The organism is Nocardioides sp. BGA-UO-ETr-FS32 (assembly GCF_059567905.1).
Genome location: NZ_JCAQOX010000013.1, coordinates 741,524 through 757,241 on the forward strand (window position 1 = coordinate 741,524; position 15,718 = coordinate 757,241).

The window sequence follows — 15,718 nt, forward strand, 5'->3', positions numbered from 1 at the left end:
CCGACGTCGGCGCCGGGTCCGCCCGCAGCGTGGGTGCAGCGTCACTAGACTGGGCCAATGGCTGAGGACACGGTGCCCGCGCAGGAGCCCAAGGTGGCGCCCCTGACCGCGCGCGGCATGCGTGCCCGCCTCGCCCGCGTCGGCACCCGCCCCCCGTCCTCCAACCCGGTCCTCGAGCCGCTGTTCCGCGCGGTCCGCGCCAACCACCCCAAGGCCGACCTCGCGCTGCTGGAGCGGGCGTACGCCGTCGCGGACAAGTGGCACACCGGCCAGATGCGCAAGAGCGGCGACCCCTACATCACCCACCCGCTCGCGGTGACCACGATCCTCGCAGACATCGGCATGACCGAGCCGACCCTCGTGGCGGCGCTGCTGCACGACACCGTCGAGGACACCCCCTACACCCTCGACGCGTTGCGCGCGGACTTCGGCGACGAGGTGGCGGTGCTCGTCGACGGCGTCACCAAGCTCGACAAGGTCCAGTACGGCGACTCGGCGCAGGCCGAGACCATCCGCAAGATGATCGTGGCGATGTCGCGCGACATCCGGGTCCTGGTCATCAAGCTCGCCGACCGCCTGCACAACATGCGTACGCTCCGCTACGTCCCGGCCGCCTCGCAGGAGCGGTCCTCGCGCGAGACGCTCGACATCTACGCCCCGCTGGCCCACCGGCTCGGCATGAACACGCTCAAGTGGGAGCTGGAGGACCTCGCCTTCGCGACGCTCCACCCCAAGATCTACGACGAGATCGTGCGGATGGTCGCCGAGCGGGCGCCGTCGCGCGACCAGTTCCTCGCCGAGGTCGTCGTCGAGATCGAGCAGGACCTCAAGGCGGCGCGGATCAACGCCAAGGTCACCGGCCGGCCCAAGCACTACTACTCGATCTACCAGAAGATGATCGTCGGCGGTCGCGACTTCTCCGACATCTACGACCTGGTCGGGATCCGCATCCTCGTCGACGAGGACCGCGACTGCTACAGCGCGCTCGGGGTGATCCACTCGCGCTGGAACCCGGTCCTGGGCCGGTTCAAGGACTACGTCGCGATGCCGAAGTTCAACATGTACCAGTCGCTCCACACGACGGTCATCGGTCCGCAGGGCAAGCCGGTCGAGGTGCAGATCCGTACCTTCGCCCAGCACCGTCGTGCCGAGTACGGCGTCGCCGCGCACTGGAAGTACAAGGAGAACAGCAAGGCCGGCGTCGACACCGACAAGCTCGGCGACAAGGACGACCTCACCTGGCTGCGCCAGCTCCTCGACTGGCAGAGCGAGGTGGAGGACCCGGGCGAGTTCCTGGAGTCCCTGCGCTTCGAGATGAACCAGCAGCAGGTCTACGTCTTCACCCCCCGCGGTGACGTCATCCCGCTGCCGAGCGGCGCGACCCCGATCGACTTCGCCTACGCCGTGCACACCGAGGTGGGGCACCACACGATCGGCTCGCGGGTCAACGGCCGCCTCGTCCCGCTGGAGTCGACGCTCGACAACGGCGACGTCGTCGAGGTGTTCACCTCCAAGTCGCCGACCTCGGGTCCGTCCCGCGACTGGCTCAACTTCGTCCAGTCGCCGCGGGCCCGCTCCAAGATCCGCCAGTGGTTCACCAAGGAGCGGCGCGAGGAGGCGATCGAGCGCGGCAAGGACCAGATCGCCAAGCTCATGCGCAAGGAGGGGCTGCCCCTCACCCGGTTGATGACCCACGACATCCTCGCGCTGGTGGCCGAGCACTTCCACCACGCCGACGTCTCGGCGCTCTACGCCGCGGTCGGCGAGGGAAACCTGAGCGCGCAGGCCGTCGTACGCCGCGTCATCGACCTGCACGGCGGCGACGAGGGTGCCCAGGAGGACCTCTCCGAGGGCGTCACCATCACCGGCCGCTCCCGCACGGCCACCAAGCGCGGACCCACCGACTCCGGCGTGATCGTCAAGGGTGTGGAGGACCTCTGGGTCAAGCTCGCCAAGTGCTGCACGCCCGTGCCGCCCGACCCGATCCTGGGCTTCGTCACCAAGGGCGGGGGAGTCTCGGTGCACCGCAAGGACTGCACCAACGCCTCCAGCCTGCTCGGCCAGCCCGAGCGGGTCCTCGAGGTGGAGTGGGCGCCGACGTCGCAGTCGACGTTCCTCGTCAACATCCAGGTCGAGGCGCTCGACCGGGCACGGCTGCTGTCGGACATCACGATGGCGCTCTCCGACGCCCACGTGAACATCCTCAGCGCCACCCTCTCCACCACCCGCGACCGGGTGGCGAAGAGCCGGTTCTCCTTCGAGATGGCCGACGCCGCCCACCTCGACGGCGTGCTGCGGGCCGTACGCGCGGTGCCGGGCGTCTTCGACGCCTACCGGGTGACGTCCTGATCAGCCCAGCCCAGCCCGGCCCTGATCAGCCGAACTCGGCGGCCGCCTTGCGGGCCATGTCGAGGAAGGCCTGCTTGTTGGCCAGCTCGGACTCGAGGTCCTTCGCGCGCCGGTCGTCGCCGGCCGCGCTCGCCTTGTCGAGCTTGGCCCGGGTCTCGGCGATGCCGGCCTCGAGCTTGCCGATCATGTCGTCGGCGCGCGCGGACTTCTCCGGGTCGCTCCTGCTCCACTGCTCGTCCTCGACCGCGCGGATGGCCTGCTCGACCTTGCGCATCCGGCCCTCGAGGTCCTTCATGCGGTCGCGGGGGACCTTGCCGGCGGCGTCCCAGCGGTCGGCCAGCTCGCGGAAGGCCTTCTTGGTCGACTCGAGGTCTGTGACGGGGAGGAGGGCCTCGGCCTCGACGAGGATCGCGTCCTTGACCTCGGCGTTGGCGGCGAACTCCTGGTCGAGTGCCGCGTTGGCGGCGTCGCGGGCACCGAAGAACGTGTCCTGCGCCCCGCGGAAGCGCTGCCAGAGCTGGTCGTCGACCTCGCGCGGGGCGGGGCCGGCGGCCTTCCACTCACGCATCAGGTCGCGGTACTTGCCGGCGGTCGGGCCCCACTCGGTCGAGGACGAGAGGGCCTCGGCCTCCTTGACGAGCCGCTCCTTGACCACGCGCGCGGAGTCGCGGCGCTCGTGCTCCTCCGCGAAGTGCGCCTTGCGGTGGCGGGTGTACGTCGTGCGCGCGGTGGAGAAGCGGCGCCACAGGGTGTCGTCGGTGGCGCGGTCCAGCCGGGGGAGCTCCTTCCACGTGGCGAGCAGGTCGCGCAGCCGGTTGGCGCCGTTGCGCCAGTCGGTGCCCTCGGCGAGGCGCTCGGCCTCCGCGACCAGCTTCTCCTTGGCAGCCTTCGACTCCGCCGCCTTCTGTGCGCGCTCCTCCTTGCGGGCGGAGCGCTGCACGGCGATGACGGGGGCCAGCGCGTCGAGCCGGGCGGCGAGGGAGACGAGGTCGCCGACCGCGTGGGCGTCCACGACCTGCTCGCGCAGCGCCTTGACCGACGAGGTCGCCTCCTCGGGAGCCAGCCGCCCCGAGGTGACCCGCTGCTCGAGCAGGTGGACCTTGCCCTCGAGCTCCTCGAAGCGCTTGGTGAAGAACTCCAGGGCCTCGTCCGGCGTACCGGCCTCGTAGGACCCGACGGAACGCTCTCCATCGGCGGTGCGGACATAGACGGTGCCGTCCTCGGCAACCCGACCCCAGGCAGTGCCGGCCTGGGTCGCGTCGTCTGGGGACTGCTTGTCGGCGCTCATGGTCGCCCATCGTAGTCATGGCCCGGAGTGCCGTCGGTAGGCTTCCCACCGACAGGCAGACGACTGGCCGGACGGCCAGGCGACCCGTGGACGACAAGCAAGGACTGACGCCCGTGTTCATCGCCGGCTTCCCCGCCGGACCTTGGGGGACCAACTGCTACGTCGTGGCGACGGGTCCCGGGTCCGAGTGCGTGGTCATCGACCCGGGCAAGGACTCCGCCGCAGGTGTCGACCAGGTCGTGCGCGAGCACCGGCTCAAGCCGGTCAGCGTGCTGGTCACCCACGGCCACGTCGACCACGTGTGGTGCGTCGCCCCCGTCGCGGGCACCTACGACGCGACCGCGTGGATCCACCCCGCCGACCGCCACCTCCTGAGCGACCCGATGGCGGGGATGAGCCGCGAGACCACCCAGATGCTGCTCGGCGGCGACTACTCGTGGGCCGAGCCCGACGACGTGCGCGAGCTGTCGGACCTCGCCGAGCTCGAGCTGGCCGGCCTCAGGTTCGTCGTCGACCACACGCCGGGCCACACCGAGGGCTCGGTGACCTTCCGCTCGCCGTACGCCCAGGAGGACGTCTCCGAGGTGATGTTCTCCGGCGACCTGCTCTTCAAGGGCTCGATCGGGCGCACCGACCTCCCGGGCGGCGACCACGCGACGATGCTGCGCAGCCTCGCCGACAAGGTGCTCCCGCTGGCCGACGACATCGTCGTGCTGCCGGGCCACGGCGAGCAGACCTCGATCGGGCGCGAGCGCGCCACCAACCCGTTCCTCCACGACCTGATCCAGGACCACTGATGAGCAAGATCAGCCCGCTGAGCGGGTTCCCCGAGCTGCTGCCTGCCCAGCGCGCCGTCGAGCGCGAGGTCATCGCGTCCGTCTCGCGCACCTTCGAGCTGCACGGCTTCACCAACATCGAGACCCGCGTGGTCGAGCCGGTCGACCGCCTCGCCAAGGGCGGCGAGGTGGACAAGGAGATCTACGTCCTCCAGCGCATCGCGGCGGAGCCCGACGCGAAGGCCGACCTCGGCCTCCACTTCGACCTCACCGTGCCGTTCGCGCGCTACGTCCTCGAGCACGCCGGACACCTCGAGTTCCCGTTCCGTCGGTTCCAGGTGCAGCCGGCATGGCGCGGCGAGCGGCCGCAGGAGGGCCGCTACCGCCAGTTCACCCAGGCCGACGTCGACATCGTGGGGCGCGACGAGCTGCCGTTCCACCACGACGTCGAGGTGATGGCGGTGATGGTCGACGCCCTCGGCCGGCTGCCGATCCCGCGGGTGTCGTTCCAGTTCAACAACCGCAAGCTCATCCAGGGCTTCTACCGCGGCCTCGGCATCGACGACGTCACCGACGCCATCCGCGTCATCGACAAGCTCGACAAGCTCCCGGCCGACGAGGTCGCGGCGATGCTCGTCGAGCGCGTCGGCACGACCCCGGAGCAGGCCGCGCGCTGTCTCGAGCTGGCGACCATCCGGGTCACGGACACCTCCTTCGTGGAGCAGGTCCGGGCGCTGGGGGTCACCGACGAGCTGCTCGAGCAGGGCCTCGAGGAGCTCGCGGCCGTGGTGGAGGGCTGCCGGGCCGTGGCCGGCGACCGCGTGGGCGTCGAGGCCAACCTCCGCATCGCCCGCGGCCTCGACTACTACACCGGCACCGTCGTCGAGATCTTCATGGACGGCTACGAGCGCCTGAAGTCCGTCGGTGGGGGCGGGCGCTACGACGCGCTGGCCAGCGACGGCCGTACGACCTATCCGGGCGTGGGCGTGTCGTTCGGCGTCTCCCGCACCCTCATCCCGCTCATCGCCGACGGCGTGCTCTCCGGCAGCCGGCCCGTGCCGAGCGCCGTCCTCGTGGCCCTCAACAGCGAGGACGACCGCGCGGCGAGCACCCGCGTCGCCGCGGCGCTCCGCGCACGTGACATCGCCTGCGAGGTCGCGCCGTCGCCGGCGAAGTTCGGCAAGCAGATCCGCTTCGCCGAGCGCCGCGGCATCCCGTTCGTCTGGTTCGTCCGGGCCGATGGGAGCAGCCAGGTGAAGGACATCCGCAGCGGCGAGCAGGCCGAGGCCGATCCCTCGACCTGGACACCGCCCGAGGCCGACCTACGGCCTTCGGTCATCAGCACCGCCCGCACCACCGCAACCAGCGAAACCGAGGAGAACCAGTGATCCGCACCCATGACGCCGGCGCCCTGCGCGCCGAGCACGTCGGCCAGACCGTCACGCTCGCCGGATGGGTGGCGAGGCGGCGCGACCACGGCGGCGTCGCGTTCCTGGACCTCCGCGAGCGCAGCGGCGTGGTGCAGGTCGTCGTCCGCGACGAGGAGGTGGCCCACAGCCTGCGCAGCGAGTTCTGCCTCAAGGTGACCGGCGAGGTCGTGGCCCGCAAGGACGGCAACCAGAACCCCAACCTGGCGACCGGCGACATCGAGGTCGTCGCCACGGAGCTCGAGGTGCTCTCCGCCTCCGACCCGCTGCCGTTCCCGATCGACGACGCGTCCGGCCACAAGGGTGGCGAGGTCGGTGAGGAGGCGCGCCTGAAGCACCGCTACCTCGACCTGCGCCGATCCGGCCCCAACGCCGCCCTGCGCCTGCGCAGCAAGATCAACAAGGCCGCTCGCGACGTCCTGGACGCGCGTGACTTCGTCGAGGTCGAGACCCCCACCCTCACCCGCTCGACGCCCGAGGGCGCCCGCGACTTCCTGGTCCCGGCCCGTCTGGCGCCGGGCAGCTGGTACGCCCTTCCCCAGAGCCCGCAGCTGTTCAAGCAGCTGCTCATGGTCGGCGGCATGGAGCGCTACTACCAGATCGCGCGCTGCTACCGCGACGAGGACTTCCGCGCCGACCGCCAGCCCGAGTTCACCCAGCTCGACATCGAGATGAGCTTCGTGGACCAGGAGGACGTCATCGAGCTGATGGAGGACGTCCTGGAGGCGATGTGGGCCCAGGCCGGCCACACCATCGAGCGCCCGCTGCCGCGGATGACCTACGCCGAGGCGATGGCCAGGTACGGCTCGGACAAGCCCGACCTCCGGATGGGCCTCGAGCTCGTGGAGTGCACGGACTACTTCGCGGACACGCCCTTCCGCGTCTTCCAGGCCGACTACGTCGGCGCCGTGGTCATGCCGGGCGGCGGCAGCCAGCCGCGTCGCCAGTTCGACGCGTGGCAGGACTGGGCCAAGCAGCGAGGCGCCAAGGGGCTCGCCTACGTCACCATCGCCGACGACGGCGAGCTCGGGGGACCGGTCGCCAAGAACCTCACCGACGCCGAGCGTGCCGGGCTCGCCGCCCACGTGGGTGCCCAGCCCGGCGACTGCGTCTTCTTCGCCGCCGGTCCGGTCAAGAGCAGCCATGCGCTGCTCGGCGCCGCCCGGCTCGAGATCGGCCGTCGGCTCGACCTGCTCGACGAATCGACCTTCGCCTTCACCTGGGTCGTCGACGCACCACTGTTCGAGCCGAGCTCCGACGCGGTCGCGAGCGGCGACGTGGCGGTCGGCGCCGGCGCCTGGACCGCCGTGCACCACGCATTCACGAGCCCGAAGCCGGAGTTCGTCGACACCTTCGACACCGACCCCGGCAGCGCCCTGGCGTACGCCTACGACATCGTCTGCAACGGCAACGAGCTCGGCGGCGGGTCCATCCGTATCCACCGCGGGGACGTGCAGAAGCGCGTGTTCTCCGTGATGGGCCTGGGGGAGGAGGAGGCGCAGGAGAAGTTCGGCTTCCTGCTCGACGCCTTCAAGTTCGGCGCGCCCCCGCACGGCGGCATCGCCGTCGGCATGGACCGCATCGTCGCGCTGCTCGCCGGCACCGACTCGATCCGCGACGTGATCGCCTTCCCGAAGTCCGGAGGGGGCTACGACCCCCTCACGGCGGCGCCCGCACCCATCACCCCGGAGCAGCGCAAGGAAGCCGGTGTCGACGCCGCGCCCGTGAAGGACGTCCCGCCCTTGGGGTGATCTCCCGCAGGTTTGCCGGGGGTTCGGGACAGCTGCGGGGTCCGTGCGTCGTAACGGGATCGTTACCCGTCGGTGATCGTCCACGCGGTGCAGGTCACATAGAGTCCCGTCTCGGCGCAGGCCCCGGGGGACCCCCGATCTGCGCCGGGACAGTCCCGAACCAGATGGGGAGAGCATGTCGGCAGAGACCGCAGGGCCGGAGACGCTGGGCTCGTTGAGTGACGAGCCGCAGCACCAGGATCCCAACAGCCAGAAGGCCAAGGAGATCTCCGGCAAGTCGCCGATGCGGATCGCGTTGGGCCGCCTGGCCAAGGACAAGATCGCCGTCGTCTGCGCGGTGGTCGTGCTGTTCTTCATCATCTGCGCCGTCTTCGCCGGCACGATCAGCAGCATGTTCGGCGTGAGCCTGGAGACGCCGCTCGCCTCCGAGCGGGTCGACGGCCTCAACAACGGTCTGCCGAAGCCGGAGATGGGCCCGCCCGCCGGTCCGTTCACGTGGGACCACCCGATGGGTGTCGCCCCCCGCACCGGTGAGGACAACCTGGCCTACTGGCTGCACGGGTGCCGGATCTCCCTGATGATCGCCTTCGTCGCGACGGTGATCGCGAGCACCGTCGGCGTGATCGTCGGCCTGCTGGCCGGCTTCCTGGGCGGCGCGGTCGACAAGGTCCTGTCGTTCTTCATCGACATGTTCCTGACGATCCCGTTCCTCCTCGCGGCGCTCACGATGGCCCCGATCCTCAACGACCGCTTCAACACCTCCGAGAACTACGGCACGATCCAGAAGTTCAGCCTCGTCATGGTGCTGGCGTTCTTCGGCTGGATGGGCACCGCCCGCCTGATCCGCGGTGAGGTCCTCGCGCTCCGTGAGCGCGAGTTCGTCCAGGCGGCCCGGGTGATGGGCATGCCGACCTCCCGCGTCCTGTTCAAGGAGCTGCTGCCCAACCTCGCGGCTCCGATCATCATCAGCGTCTCGCTGATGCTGCCGGCGTTCGTCGCGCTGGAGGCGGGCCTGGCCTACCTCGGCATCGGTGTCACCGACGGTGTGTCGTGGGGCCAGACGATCTTCAAGGCCGCGACCCCGACCTACTTCCGCGAGTACCCGCAATACCTGTGGCAGCCGCTGCTCGGCATCGTCGCGCTGGTGCTCTCCCTCAACCTCCTGGGCGACGCCGTGCGCGACGCCCTCGACCCCAAGACCCGTCGCTGAGCCAGACCTGCCATCGCAGGGGCCCGGGTCCCACACACACACACACGTCGCCGGAGACGCCGTCCTCGGTGAGAACAAGAAAGAAAGGCTGGACAGCATGAAGCGGAACAAGCCGCTCGCACTCGTTGCTGGTGCCGCCCTCCTGACGCTCGCTGCCTGTGGCGGCGGTTCGTCGGACGATGGTGGTTCCAACGGCTCGGGTTCGGACCGAGAGTTCGGCGACCAGGAGGGGGGCACCAAGGACGCTGAGCGTCAGGGCCCTGCTGCCGACGTCGAGGGCGCCACCCCGGGCGGGACCATCACGGTCTACCTCCCCGGCGACCCCGGTCCGGACTCCCTGGACCCCACCGGTGGCTGGTCGGTCACCGGCAACTCCATCCAGCAGGCGCTCACGAGCCGCTCGCTGACCCAGTACGTGCGTGACGAGGCGGGTCAGCCTGTGCTGGTTCCCGACCTCGCCACGGACCTCGGCACCCCCAACGAGGACTTCACGGAATGGACCTTCACCATCCGTGAGGACGCCACGTGGGAGGACGGCAAGCCCGTCACGGCCGAAGAGGTCGCGTTCGGCATCTGCCGTTCGCTGGACTCCGAGGCGTTCCCGTCGGGTCCGGGCACCGAGTACTCCAAGCACTACTTCGCTGGTGCTGAGGAGTACGAGGGCCCCTACACCGGCAAGGACCCCAAGTGCGAGGCCTGGGACGGCATCTCGGTCGAGGGTCAGGACATCACGATCTCGATGTCCGTGCCGTTCCCGGACATGGACTACTGGGGCGCGTTCATGGCGATGGGCCCGGCTCCGCTGGGCAACGCCTCCAAGCCGCCGAACTACGGCACCAAGCCGCTGTCGAACGGCCCCTACAAGGTCGAGAGCTACAAGCCCAACGAGGAGCTCCGCCTGGTGAAGAACGACCAGTGGGTGGCTGAGTCCGACCCGGGTCGTCACCAGTACGCCGACGAGTTCGTCTTCAAGTTCAACCAGGACCAGGCCAAGGTCGACGAGATCATGCTCTCCGACAACGCCGACAGCCAGACCGCCGTCTCCACCAGCCTCGGCTCCGACAAGTACAACGACGCCAACTCGCAGCTGGGCGACCGCCTGGTGCAGCAGACGTCGCAGTGTGTCTCGACGCTGACGCCTGACTACACCAAGATCACCGAGATCGAGGTCCGCAAGGCCCTGGCCTACGCCTACCCCTACGAGGACGTCTGGATCGCCGGCGGCGAGGTGCCCGGTGTGACCCGTGTCCCCGCCAACTCGATCATGCCTCCCGGCATGGCGGGCAAGAAGGAGTTCCAGGTCGACGGTGAGCAGATCACCTACGACCCGGAGAAGGCCAAGGAGCTGCTCGCCGAGGCCGGCTACGGTGACGAGCCCTACGAGATCACGATGGTCTACTACGAGGTCGACCCGCTGGCCGTGGCCACCCAGGACCAGATCACCAAGGGCTTCGAGGCCTCCGGCTTCAAGGTCACCGCGATCCCGGTCCAGGACTCGCCGTACAACATCTGGCTCGACCCCGACAACAAGGTCAACAAGAAGCTGAACCTGCGTGGCGTCAACTGGTGCTCGGACTGGCCGGCCGGCTCGACGATGCTCCCGCCGCTGCTCAAGGGTGGGGCCGTCTACAACACCGCGTTCTTCGACGAGCCGTCGATCAACGAGGAGATGGACGCCATCAACGAGCTCCCGCTCGAGGAGCAGGCTGACGCCTGGGGCGCGCTGGACGAGAAGATCATGACGGAGTACTTCCCGATCATCCCGACCGCGTTCCGCAACGACCTGTTCGCCTTCGGCACCAAGATCGGCAACCCGACGGGCGATGGCTCGATCGGTGCGCCGAACTACAAGGACCTGTACGTGATGCAGTGATCCTGGTTGCCCACCGGGCTCGGGCCCGGAGCACCGTGTAGTACCCCAGCAGCACAACACTGACGGGTGGGGGCTCCCGAACAACGGGAGCCCCCACTCGGCAGCCCGGACCCAGTAGGCTTCCTGCCTCGGGGGTCCGACTCATCCACCATCCCCGGAGAGTGACCAGCGATGTTTGCCTATGTCGTGAAGCGCCTGATCTCGGGAGTCCTCGTCGTGGCCCTGGTCTCGATGGCGATCTTCCTGCTGTTCTGGTACGGACCGTCGAGCCCGGCCCAGCCGATCTGTGATCGTGAGACCAGCAACAGGTGCACCCCCGCGCGGCTCGAGGTCTACGAGCGCACGCTCGGCTACGACAACCCCGTCTACGTGGAGTACGGCAAGTTCGTCGGGGGCGTCTTCGGCGGGCGCACGATCACGATCGCCTCCAGCGAGTACGAGTGCACCGCGCCGTGCCTCGGCGTCAGCTTCCGCACCAAGCAGCCGGTCAAGGAGGAGCTGGTCTCGCGCATGCCCGCGACCTTCTCCGTTGCCATCGGCGGTGCGTTCCTCTACCTCCTCTTCGGCGTGCCGATCGGCGTCGCCGCCGCGAGACGACGCGGCACCGTGGCCGACAAGGCCCTGGTCTCGAGCTTCCTGTTCATCAGCTCGATCCCCTACTACCTCTTCGCCCTGCTGACCTGGCTCTACCTGACGATCACCTTCGAGGTGCCGCTGTTCAGTGACACCGGCTACTTCCCGATAGGCGAGTACAGTCCGTTCAAGTGGTTCAGCGGGTTGTTCCTCGCGTGGGTGGCGCTCGGCATCTTCGGCTGCACCCAGTACACCCGTTTCACGCGCGGTGCGATGGTCGAGGCCCTGAGCGAGGACTACATCCGCACGGCCAAGGCCAAGGGCCTGCCCGCCCGGACCATCGTCTACAAGCACGGCCTGCGTGCCGCACTGGTGCCGGTCGTGACGATCTTCGGCATCGACTTCGGCACCCTGCTCGCCGGCACGATCTTCACCGAGCGGATCTTCGAGATCCAGGGCATCGGCTGGTGGGCGCTCGAGGCCGTCCAGGGCCGTGACCTTCCCGTCGTCCAGGCCACCGCGCTCTTCAGCGCCGTCATCCTGATCATCTCCAACCTGCTCGTCGACGTTGTCTACAGCGTCCTCGACCCGAGGGTGAGGCTTTCGTGACCAGCGTTCCCGTGACCCAGTCGAGCGCCGCCGCGGCGGCAGCAGAGACCGACGGACCCTTCCTCCAGGTCGAGGACCTCAAGGTCACCTTCCCGACCGAGGACGGCCCCGTCACCGCGGTGCAGGGCTTGTCCTACTCGGTCGAGAAGGGCAAGACCCTCGGCATCGTCGGCGAGTCCGGCTCCGGCAAGTCCGTGTCGAGCATGGCCGTGATGGGCCTGCACGACGCCAAGTCGGCGCAGATCTCCGGCTCCATCCGCGTGGGTGGCACCGAGGTCGTCGGGCTGAGCGAGTCGCGGATGCGCGGCCTGCGCGGCAACGCGATGGCGATGATCTTCCAGGACGCCCTCGCCGCGCTCCACCCGTTCTACAAGATCGGCGCGCAGCTCGAGGAGGCCTACCTCGTCCACCACTCGAGCGCGTCCAAGCGCGACGCACGCCGCAAGGCGATCGAGATGCTGGACCGCGTCGGCATCCCGCAGCCGGACCGGCGCGTGGACGACTTCCCGCACCAGTTCTCCGGCGGCATGCGCCAGCGCGCGATGATCGCGATGGGCCTCATCAACGACCCGTCGTTGCTGATCGCCGACGAGCCGACCACGGCGCTCGACGTGACCGTGCAGGCACAGATCCTCGACCTGCTCCAGGACCTCCAGCGCGAGTTCAACTCCGCGGTCATCATCATCACCCACGACCTCGGCGTCATCGCCGAGATGGCCGACGACGTCCTCGTGATGTACGCCGGGCGGTGCGTCGAGTTCGGCACCACCAAGCAGATCCTCACCACGCCCGAGATGCCGTACACCTGGGGCCTGCTGTCCAGCGTCCCCGACGTGTCGTCGTCGACCGACGCCCGACTGATCCCCATCCCCGGCAACCCGCCCAGCCTGCTGCGGCCGCCGCCGGGCTGTTCCTTCCACCCGCGGTGCGTGCACTCCGACAAGGTCGCCGGTGACCTGTGCAGCACCCAGCTCCCCGAGCTGCTGCCGGCCAGCTCGGGCACGGCCCATCTCAAGCGCTGCCACCTCGCGGACCCGGTCGGGGTCTACCAGTCCGAGGTGCTGCCCGAGATCGCCCCCGAGCTCCTCGAGGAGACCCGATGACCCAGGACCCCAACGCCCGAGCCGAGATCGAGCCGACCGACATCGGGGCCAACGCCGCCGAGACCGGCGACCGCCAGCTCGGCGGCGGCCACGACGTCGTCTCCGAGCACGAGGCACGGGTCGACGGCCTCGACTTCGCGAGCGTCGCCGAGATGGGCCACACCGCGTCCGAGCTCGACCCCGACGCTCCCTCCGTGCTCACGGTCGACAACCTCAAGATGTACTTCCCGGTGAAGTCGTCGGGGGTCGTGCGCCGCACCATCGGCCACGTCCAGGCCGTGGACGGCATCTCCTTCGAGGTGCCGCAGGGCGGGTCGATCGGCCTCGTCGGCGAGTCCGGCTGCGGCAAGTCCACCACCGGCCGCCTGATCACCCGGCTCTACAAGCCGACCGGCGGCTCGATGATGTTCGCCGGCAAGGACCTGGCCAAGCTCTCCAACAGGGAGATGAAGCCGCTGCGCCGCGACGTGCAGATGATCTTCCAGGACCCCTACACCTCGCTCAACCCGCGGCACACGGTCGGCACGATCGTCGGTGCGCCGCTCGAGGTCCACAACGTGGTCCCGAAGAACAAGGTGCTCCCGCGCGTGCAGGAGCTGCTGGAGGTCGTGGGTCTCAACCCCGAGCACTACAACCGCTACCCCAACGAGTTCTCCGGCGGCCAGCGCCAGCGCATCGGCATCGCCCGGGCACTGACCCTCAACCCCAAGCTGCTCGTGGCCGACGAGCCGGTCTCCGCGCTCGACGTGTCGATCCAGGCCCAGGTCATCAACCTGCTCCAGGACATCCAGGCCGAGTTCGACGTGGCGTTCCTCTTCATCGCCCACGACCTCGCCATCGTGCGCCACTTCTGCCCCGAGATTGCCGTGATGTACCTCGGCAAGATCGTGGAGATCGGCGACCGCGAGACGATCTACGGCAAGCCGCACCACCCCTACACCCAGGCGCTGCTCTCCGCGGTGCCCGACGTGAAGCAGGCGGCCGTCGGCGGTCGGCGCGAGCGCATCCGCCTCGAGGGCGACGTGCCGAGCCCGATCAACCCGCCGTCGGGTTGCCGGTTCCGCACACGCTGCCAGTTCGCGCAGGAGATCTGCGCCAAGGTGGAGCCGCCGCTGCTGCAGATCGGCAAGCGGCACAAGGTGGCGTGCCACTTCGCCGGCGAGCTCGGCTCCCACCCGGCCACCCCGGTGACGACGGACCTCCTGGGCGTCGACGACCAGGGCAGCCCGGTCCCCGGTGCCGTGCCGAGCAACACGCAGCTCACGATCCCGGGCTACGAGAAGACCTGGTACGACCTCAAGACCAAGCAGACCACCGGGGTCTGAGGCGGACCCCCGACGACGTCGGGGGATACTCAGCGACGTGGACGGCTTGTTCGAGATCGCGGGCGCGGGGCAACCCGCGCCCGGATCCCTCGGCGTACCCAGCGCGGGGTCTCTGGGCGCCAACACCCACGCGTCGGCCCCGCTGGCCGTACGGATGCGTCCGCGCACGATCGACGAGCTCGTAGGCCAGCAGCAGCTGCGAGCAGCCGGGTCGCCCCTGCGACGCCTGATCGAGGGCGACCAGTCGATGTCGCTCCTGCTGTGGGGGCCGCCCGGCACGGGCAAGACCACGATCGCGGCGATCGTCAGCCAGCAGACCCGTCGCCGGTTCGTCGAGGTGTCCGCGGTCGCCGCGGGGGTCAAGGAGGTCCGCGCCGCCATCGACGGGGCGCGGGCCGAGCTCGCCCGGGGCGGGCAGGAGACCGTCCTGTTCGTCGACGAGGTGCACCGCTTCACCAAGGCCCAGCAGGACGCCCTGCTGCCGGGTGTGGAGAACCGCTGGGTCACGCTGATCGCCGCCACGACCGAGAACCCGTTCTTCTCGGTCATCAGTCCGCTGCTCTCGCGCAGCCTGCTGCTGCGCCTGCAGTCGCTGACCGACGACGACGTGGCCGAGGTCATCGACCAGGCGCTTGCCGACGAGCGCGGCCTGGCCGGGTCGACGGAGCTCACCGACGACGCCCGCGACCACCTCGTACGGCTCGCTGGCGGCGACGCGCGCCGCGCGCTGACCTACCTCGAGGCGGCTGCGGGCGCCGCAGCGAGCAACGGTCTGGACACCATCGACCTCGCCACTGCCGAGACCGCTGTCGACCAGGCCGCGGTGCGCTACGACCGTCAGGGCGACCAGCACTACGACGTGATCTCGGCCTTCATCAAGTCGATCCGCGGCTCGGACCCCGACGCTGCCCTCCACTACCTCGCCCGGATGATCGAGGCGGGGGAGGACCCGCGCTTCATCGCCCGTCGGCTGGTCGTGCACGCCAGCGAGGACATCGGCCTGGCTGACCCGAGCGCCCTCCAGGCGGCTGTCGCGGCTGCGCAGGCCGTCCAGCTGATCGGCATGCCGGAGGCGCGGATCAACCTCGCCCAGGCCACCATCCACCTCGCGGTCGCACCGAAGTCCAACGCCGTCATCGCCGCCATCGACGCGGCGATCTCCGACGTCAGGGCGGGCAAGATCGGCCAGGTGCCCGCGCACCTGCGCGACGCCCACTACGGTGGAGCCCGGGACCTCGGCCACGGGAAGGGCTACGCCTACCCCCACGACGAACCGTTCGGCGTCGCCGAGCAGCAGTACCTCCCCGACGTCCTCGCGGACGCGACCTACTACCGTCCGACGTCGCTGGGCGCGGAGGCCGGGGTCAAGGACCGCTGGGAGCGGGTGCGCCGGATCGTCCGGGGCCACTAGGCGGGATGGGGACAGCTGAGACC

General features: G+C 69.6%; 11 protein-coding genes. 10 read left to right on the plus strand and 1 reads right to left on the minus strand.

Annotated features, from left to right (window positions below; genetic code table 11):
• Positions 1-57 precede the first annotated feature (57 nt).
• Positions 58-2,349 (plus strand): RelA/SpoT family protein, encoded by a 2,292-nt coding sequence (locus AC57BS_RS08770; RefSeq protein ID WP_496411045.1) that lies wholly within the window; start codon positions 58-60, stop codon positions 2,347-2,349.
• A gap of 25 nt (positions 2,350-2,374) precedes the next feature.
• On the opposite strand, the gene AC57BS_RS08775 is transcribed toward AC57BS_RS08770, so the two are convergent.
• A complete protein-coding gene (locus tag AC57BS_RS08775) occupies positions 2,375-3,637 on the minus strand; it encodes a DUF349 domain-containing protein (protein WP_496411046.1) in 1,263 nt (420 codons plus the stop codon).
• Between the two features lie 113 nt (positions 3,638-3,750).
• On the opposite strand from AC57BS_RS08775, the gene AC57BS_RS08780 reads away from it, so the two are divergent.
• From AC57BS_RS08780 to AC57BS_RS08820, 9 genes are all read left to right on the plus strand, one after another.
• Positions 3,751-4,434 (plus strand): MBL fold metallo-hydrolase, encoded by a 684-nt coding sequence (locus AC57BS_RS08780; RefSeq protein WP_496411262.1) that lies wholly within the window; start codon positions 3,751-3,753, stop codon positions 4,432-4,434.
• Complete coding sequence (gene hisS / locus AC57BS_RS08785; protein WP_496411047.1) at positions 4,434-5,801, plus strand: histidine--tRNA ligase; 1,368 nt, start codon at positions 4,434-4,436, stop codon at positions 5,799-5,801. Before AC57BS_RS08780 ends, hisS begins: the two co-directional genes overlap by 1 nt.
• The gene (gene aspS, locus AC57BS_RS08790; protein WP_496411048.1) at positions 5,798-7,591 is read left to right on the plus strand and encodes an aspartate--tRNA ligase; all 1,794 of its coding nucleotides are present in this window, start codon (positions 5,798-5,800) and stop codon (positions 7,589-7,591) included. Before hisS ends, aspS begins: the two co-directional genes overlap by 4 nt.
• A 175-nt stretch (positions 7,592-7,766) precedes the next feature.
• The gene (locus AC57BS_RS08795) at positions 7,767-8,801 is read left to right on the plus strand and encodes an ABC transporter permease (RefSeq protein WP_496411049.1); all 1,035 of its coding nucleotides are present in this window, start codon (positions 7,767-7,769) and stop codon (positions 8,799-8,801) included.
• Between the two features lie 97 nt (positions 8,802-8,898).
• Positions 8,899-10,674 carry an ABC transporter substrate-binding protein gene (locus AC57BS_RS08800; protein ID WP_496411050.1) on the plus strand — a complete coding sequence of 592 codons (1,776 nt, stop codon included), beginning with the start codon at positions 8,899-8,901 and terminating at the stop codon, positions 10,672-10,674.
• Between the two features lie 171 nt (positions 10,675-10,845).
• Positions 10,846-11,856 carry an ABC transporter permease gene (locus AC57BS_RS08805; RefSeq protein ID WP_496411051.1) on the plus strand — a complete coding sequence of 337 codons (1,011 nt, stop codon included), beginning with the start codon at positions 10,846-10,848 and terminating at the stop codon, positions 11,854-11,856.
• On the plus strand, positions 11,853-12,959 hold the full coding sequence (locus AC57BS_RS08810; RefSeq protein ID WP_496411052.1) for an ABC transporter ATP-binding protein: 1,107 nt from the start codon (positions 11,853-11,855) through the stop codon (positions 12,957-12,959). Before AC57BS_RS08805 ends, AC57BS_RS08810 begins: the two co-directional genes overlap by 4 nt.
• A 152-nt stretch (positions 12,960-13,111) precedes the next feature.
• Complete coding sequence (locus tag AC57BS_RS08815) at positions 13,112-14,284, plus strand: ABC transporter ATP-binding protein (RefSeq protein ID WP_496411263.1); 1,173 nt, start codon at positions 13,112-13,114, stop codon at positions 14,282-14,284.
• 46 nt (positions 14,285-14,330) lie between these two features.
• On the plus strand, positions 14,331-15,695 hold the full coding sequence (locus AC57BS_RS08820) for a replication-associated recombination protein A (protein WP_496411264.1): 1,365 nt from the start codon (positions 14,331-14,333) through the stop codon (positions 15,693-15,695).
• Positions 15,696-15,718 lie beyond the last annotated feature (23 nt).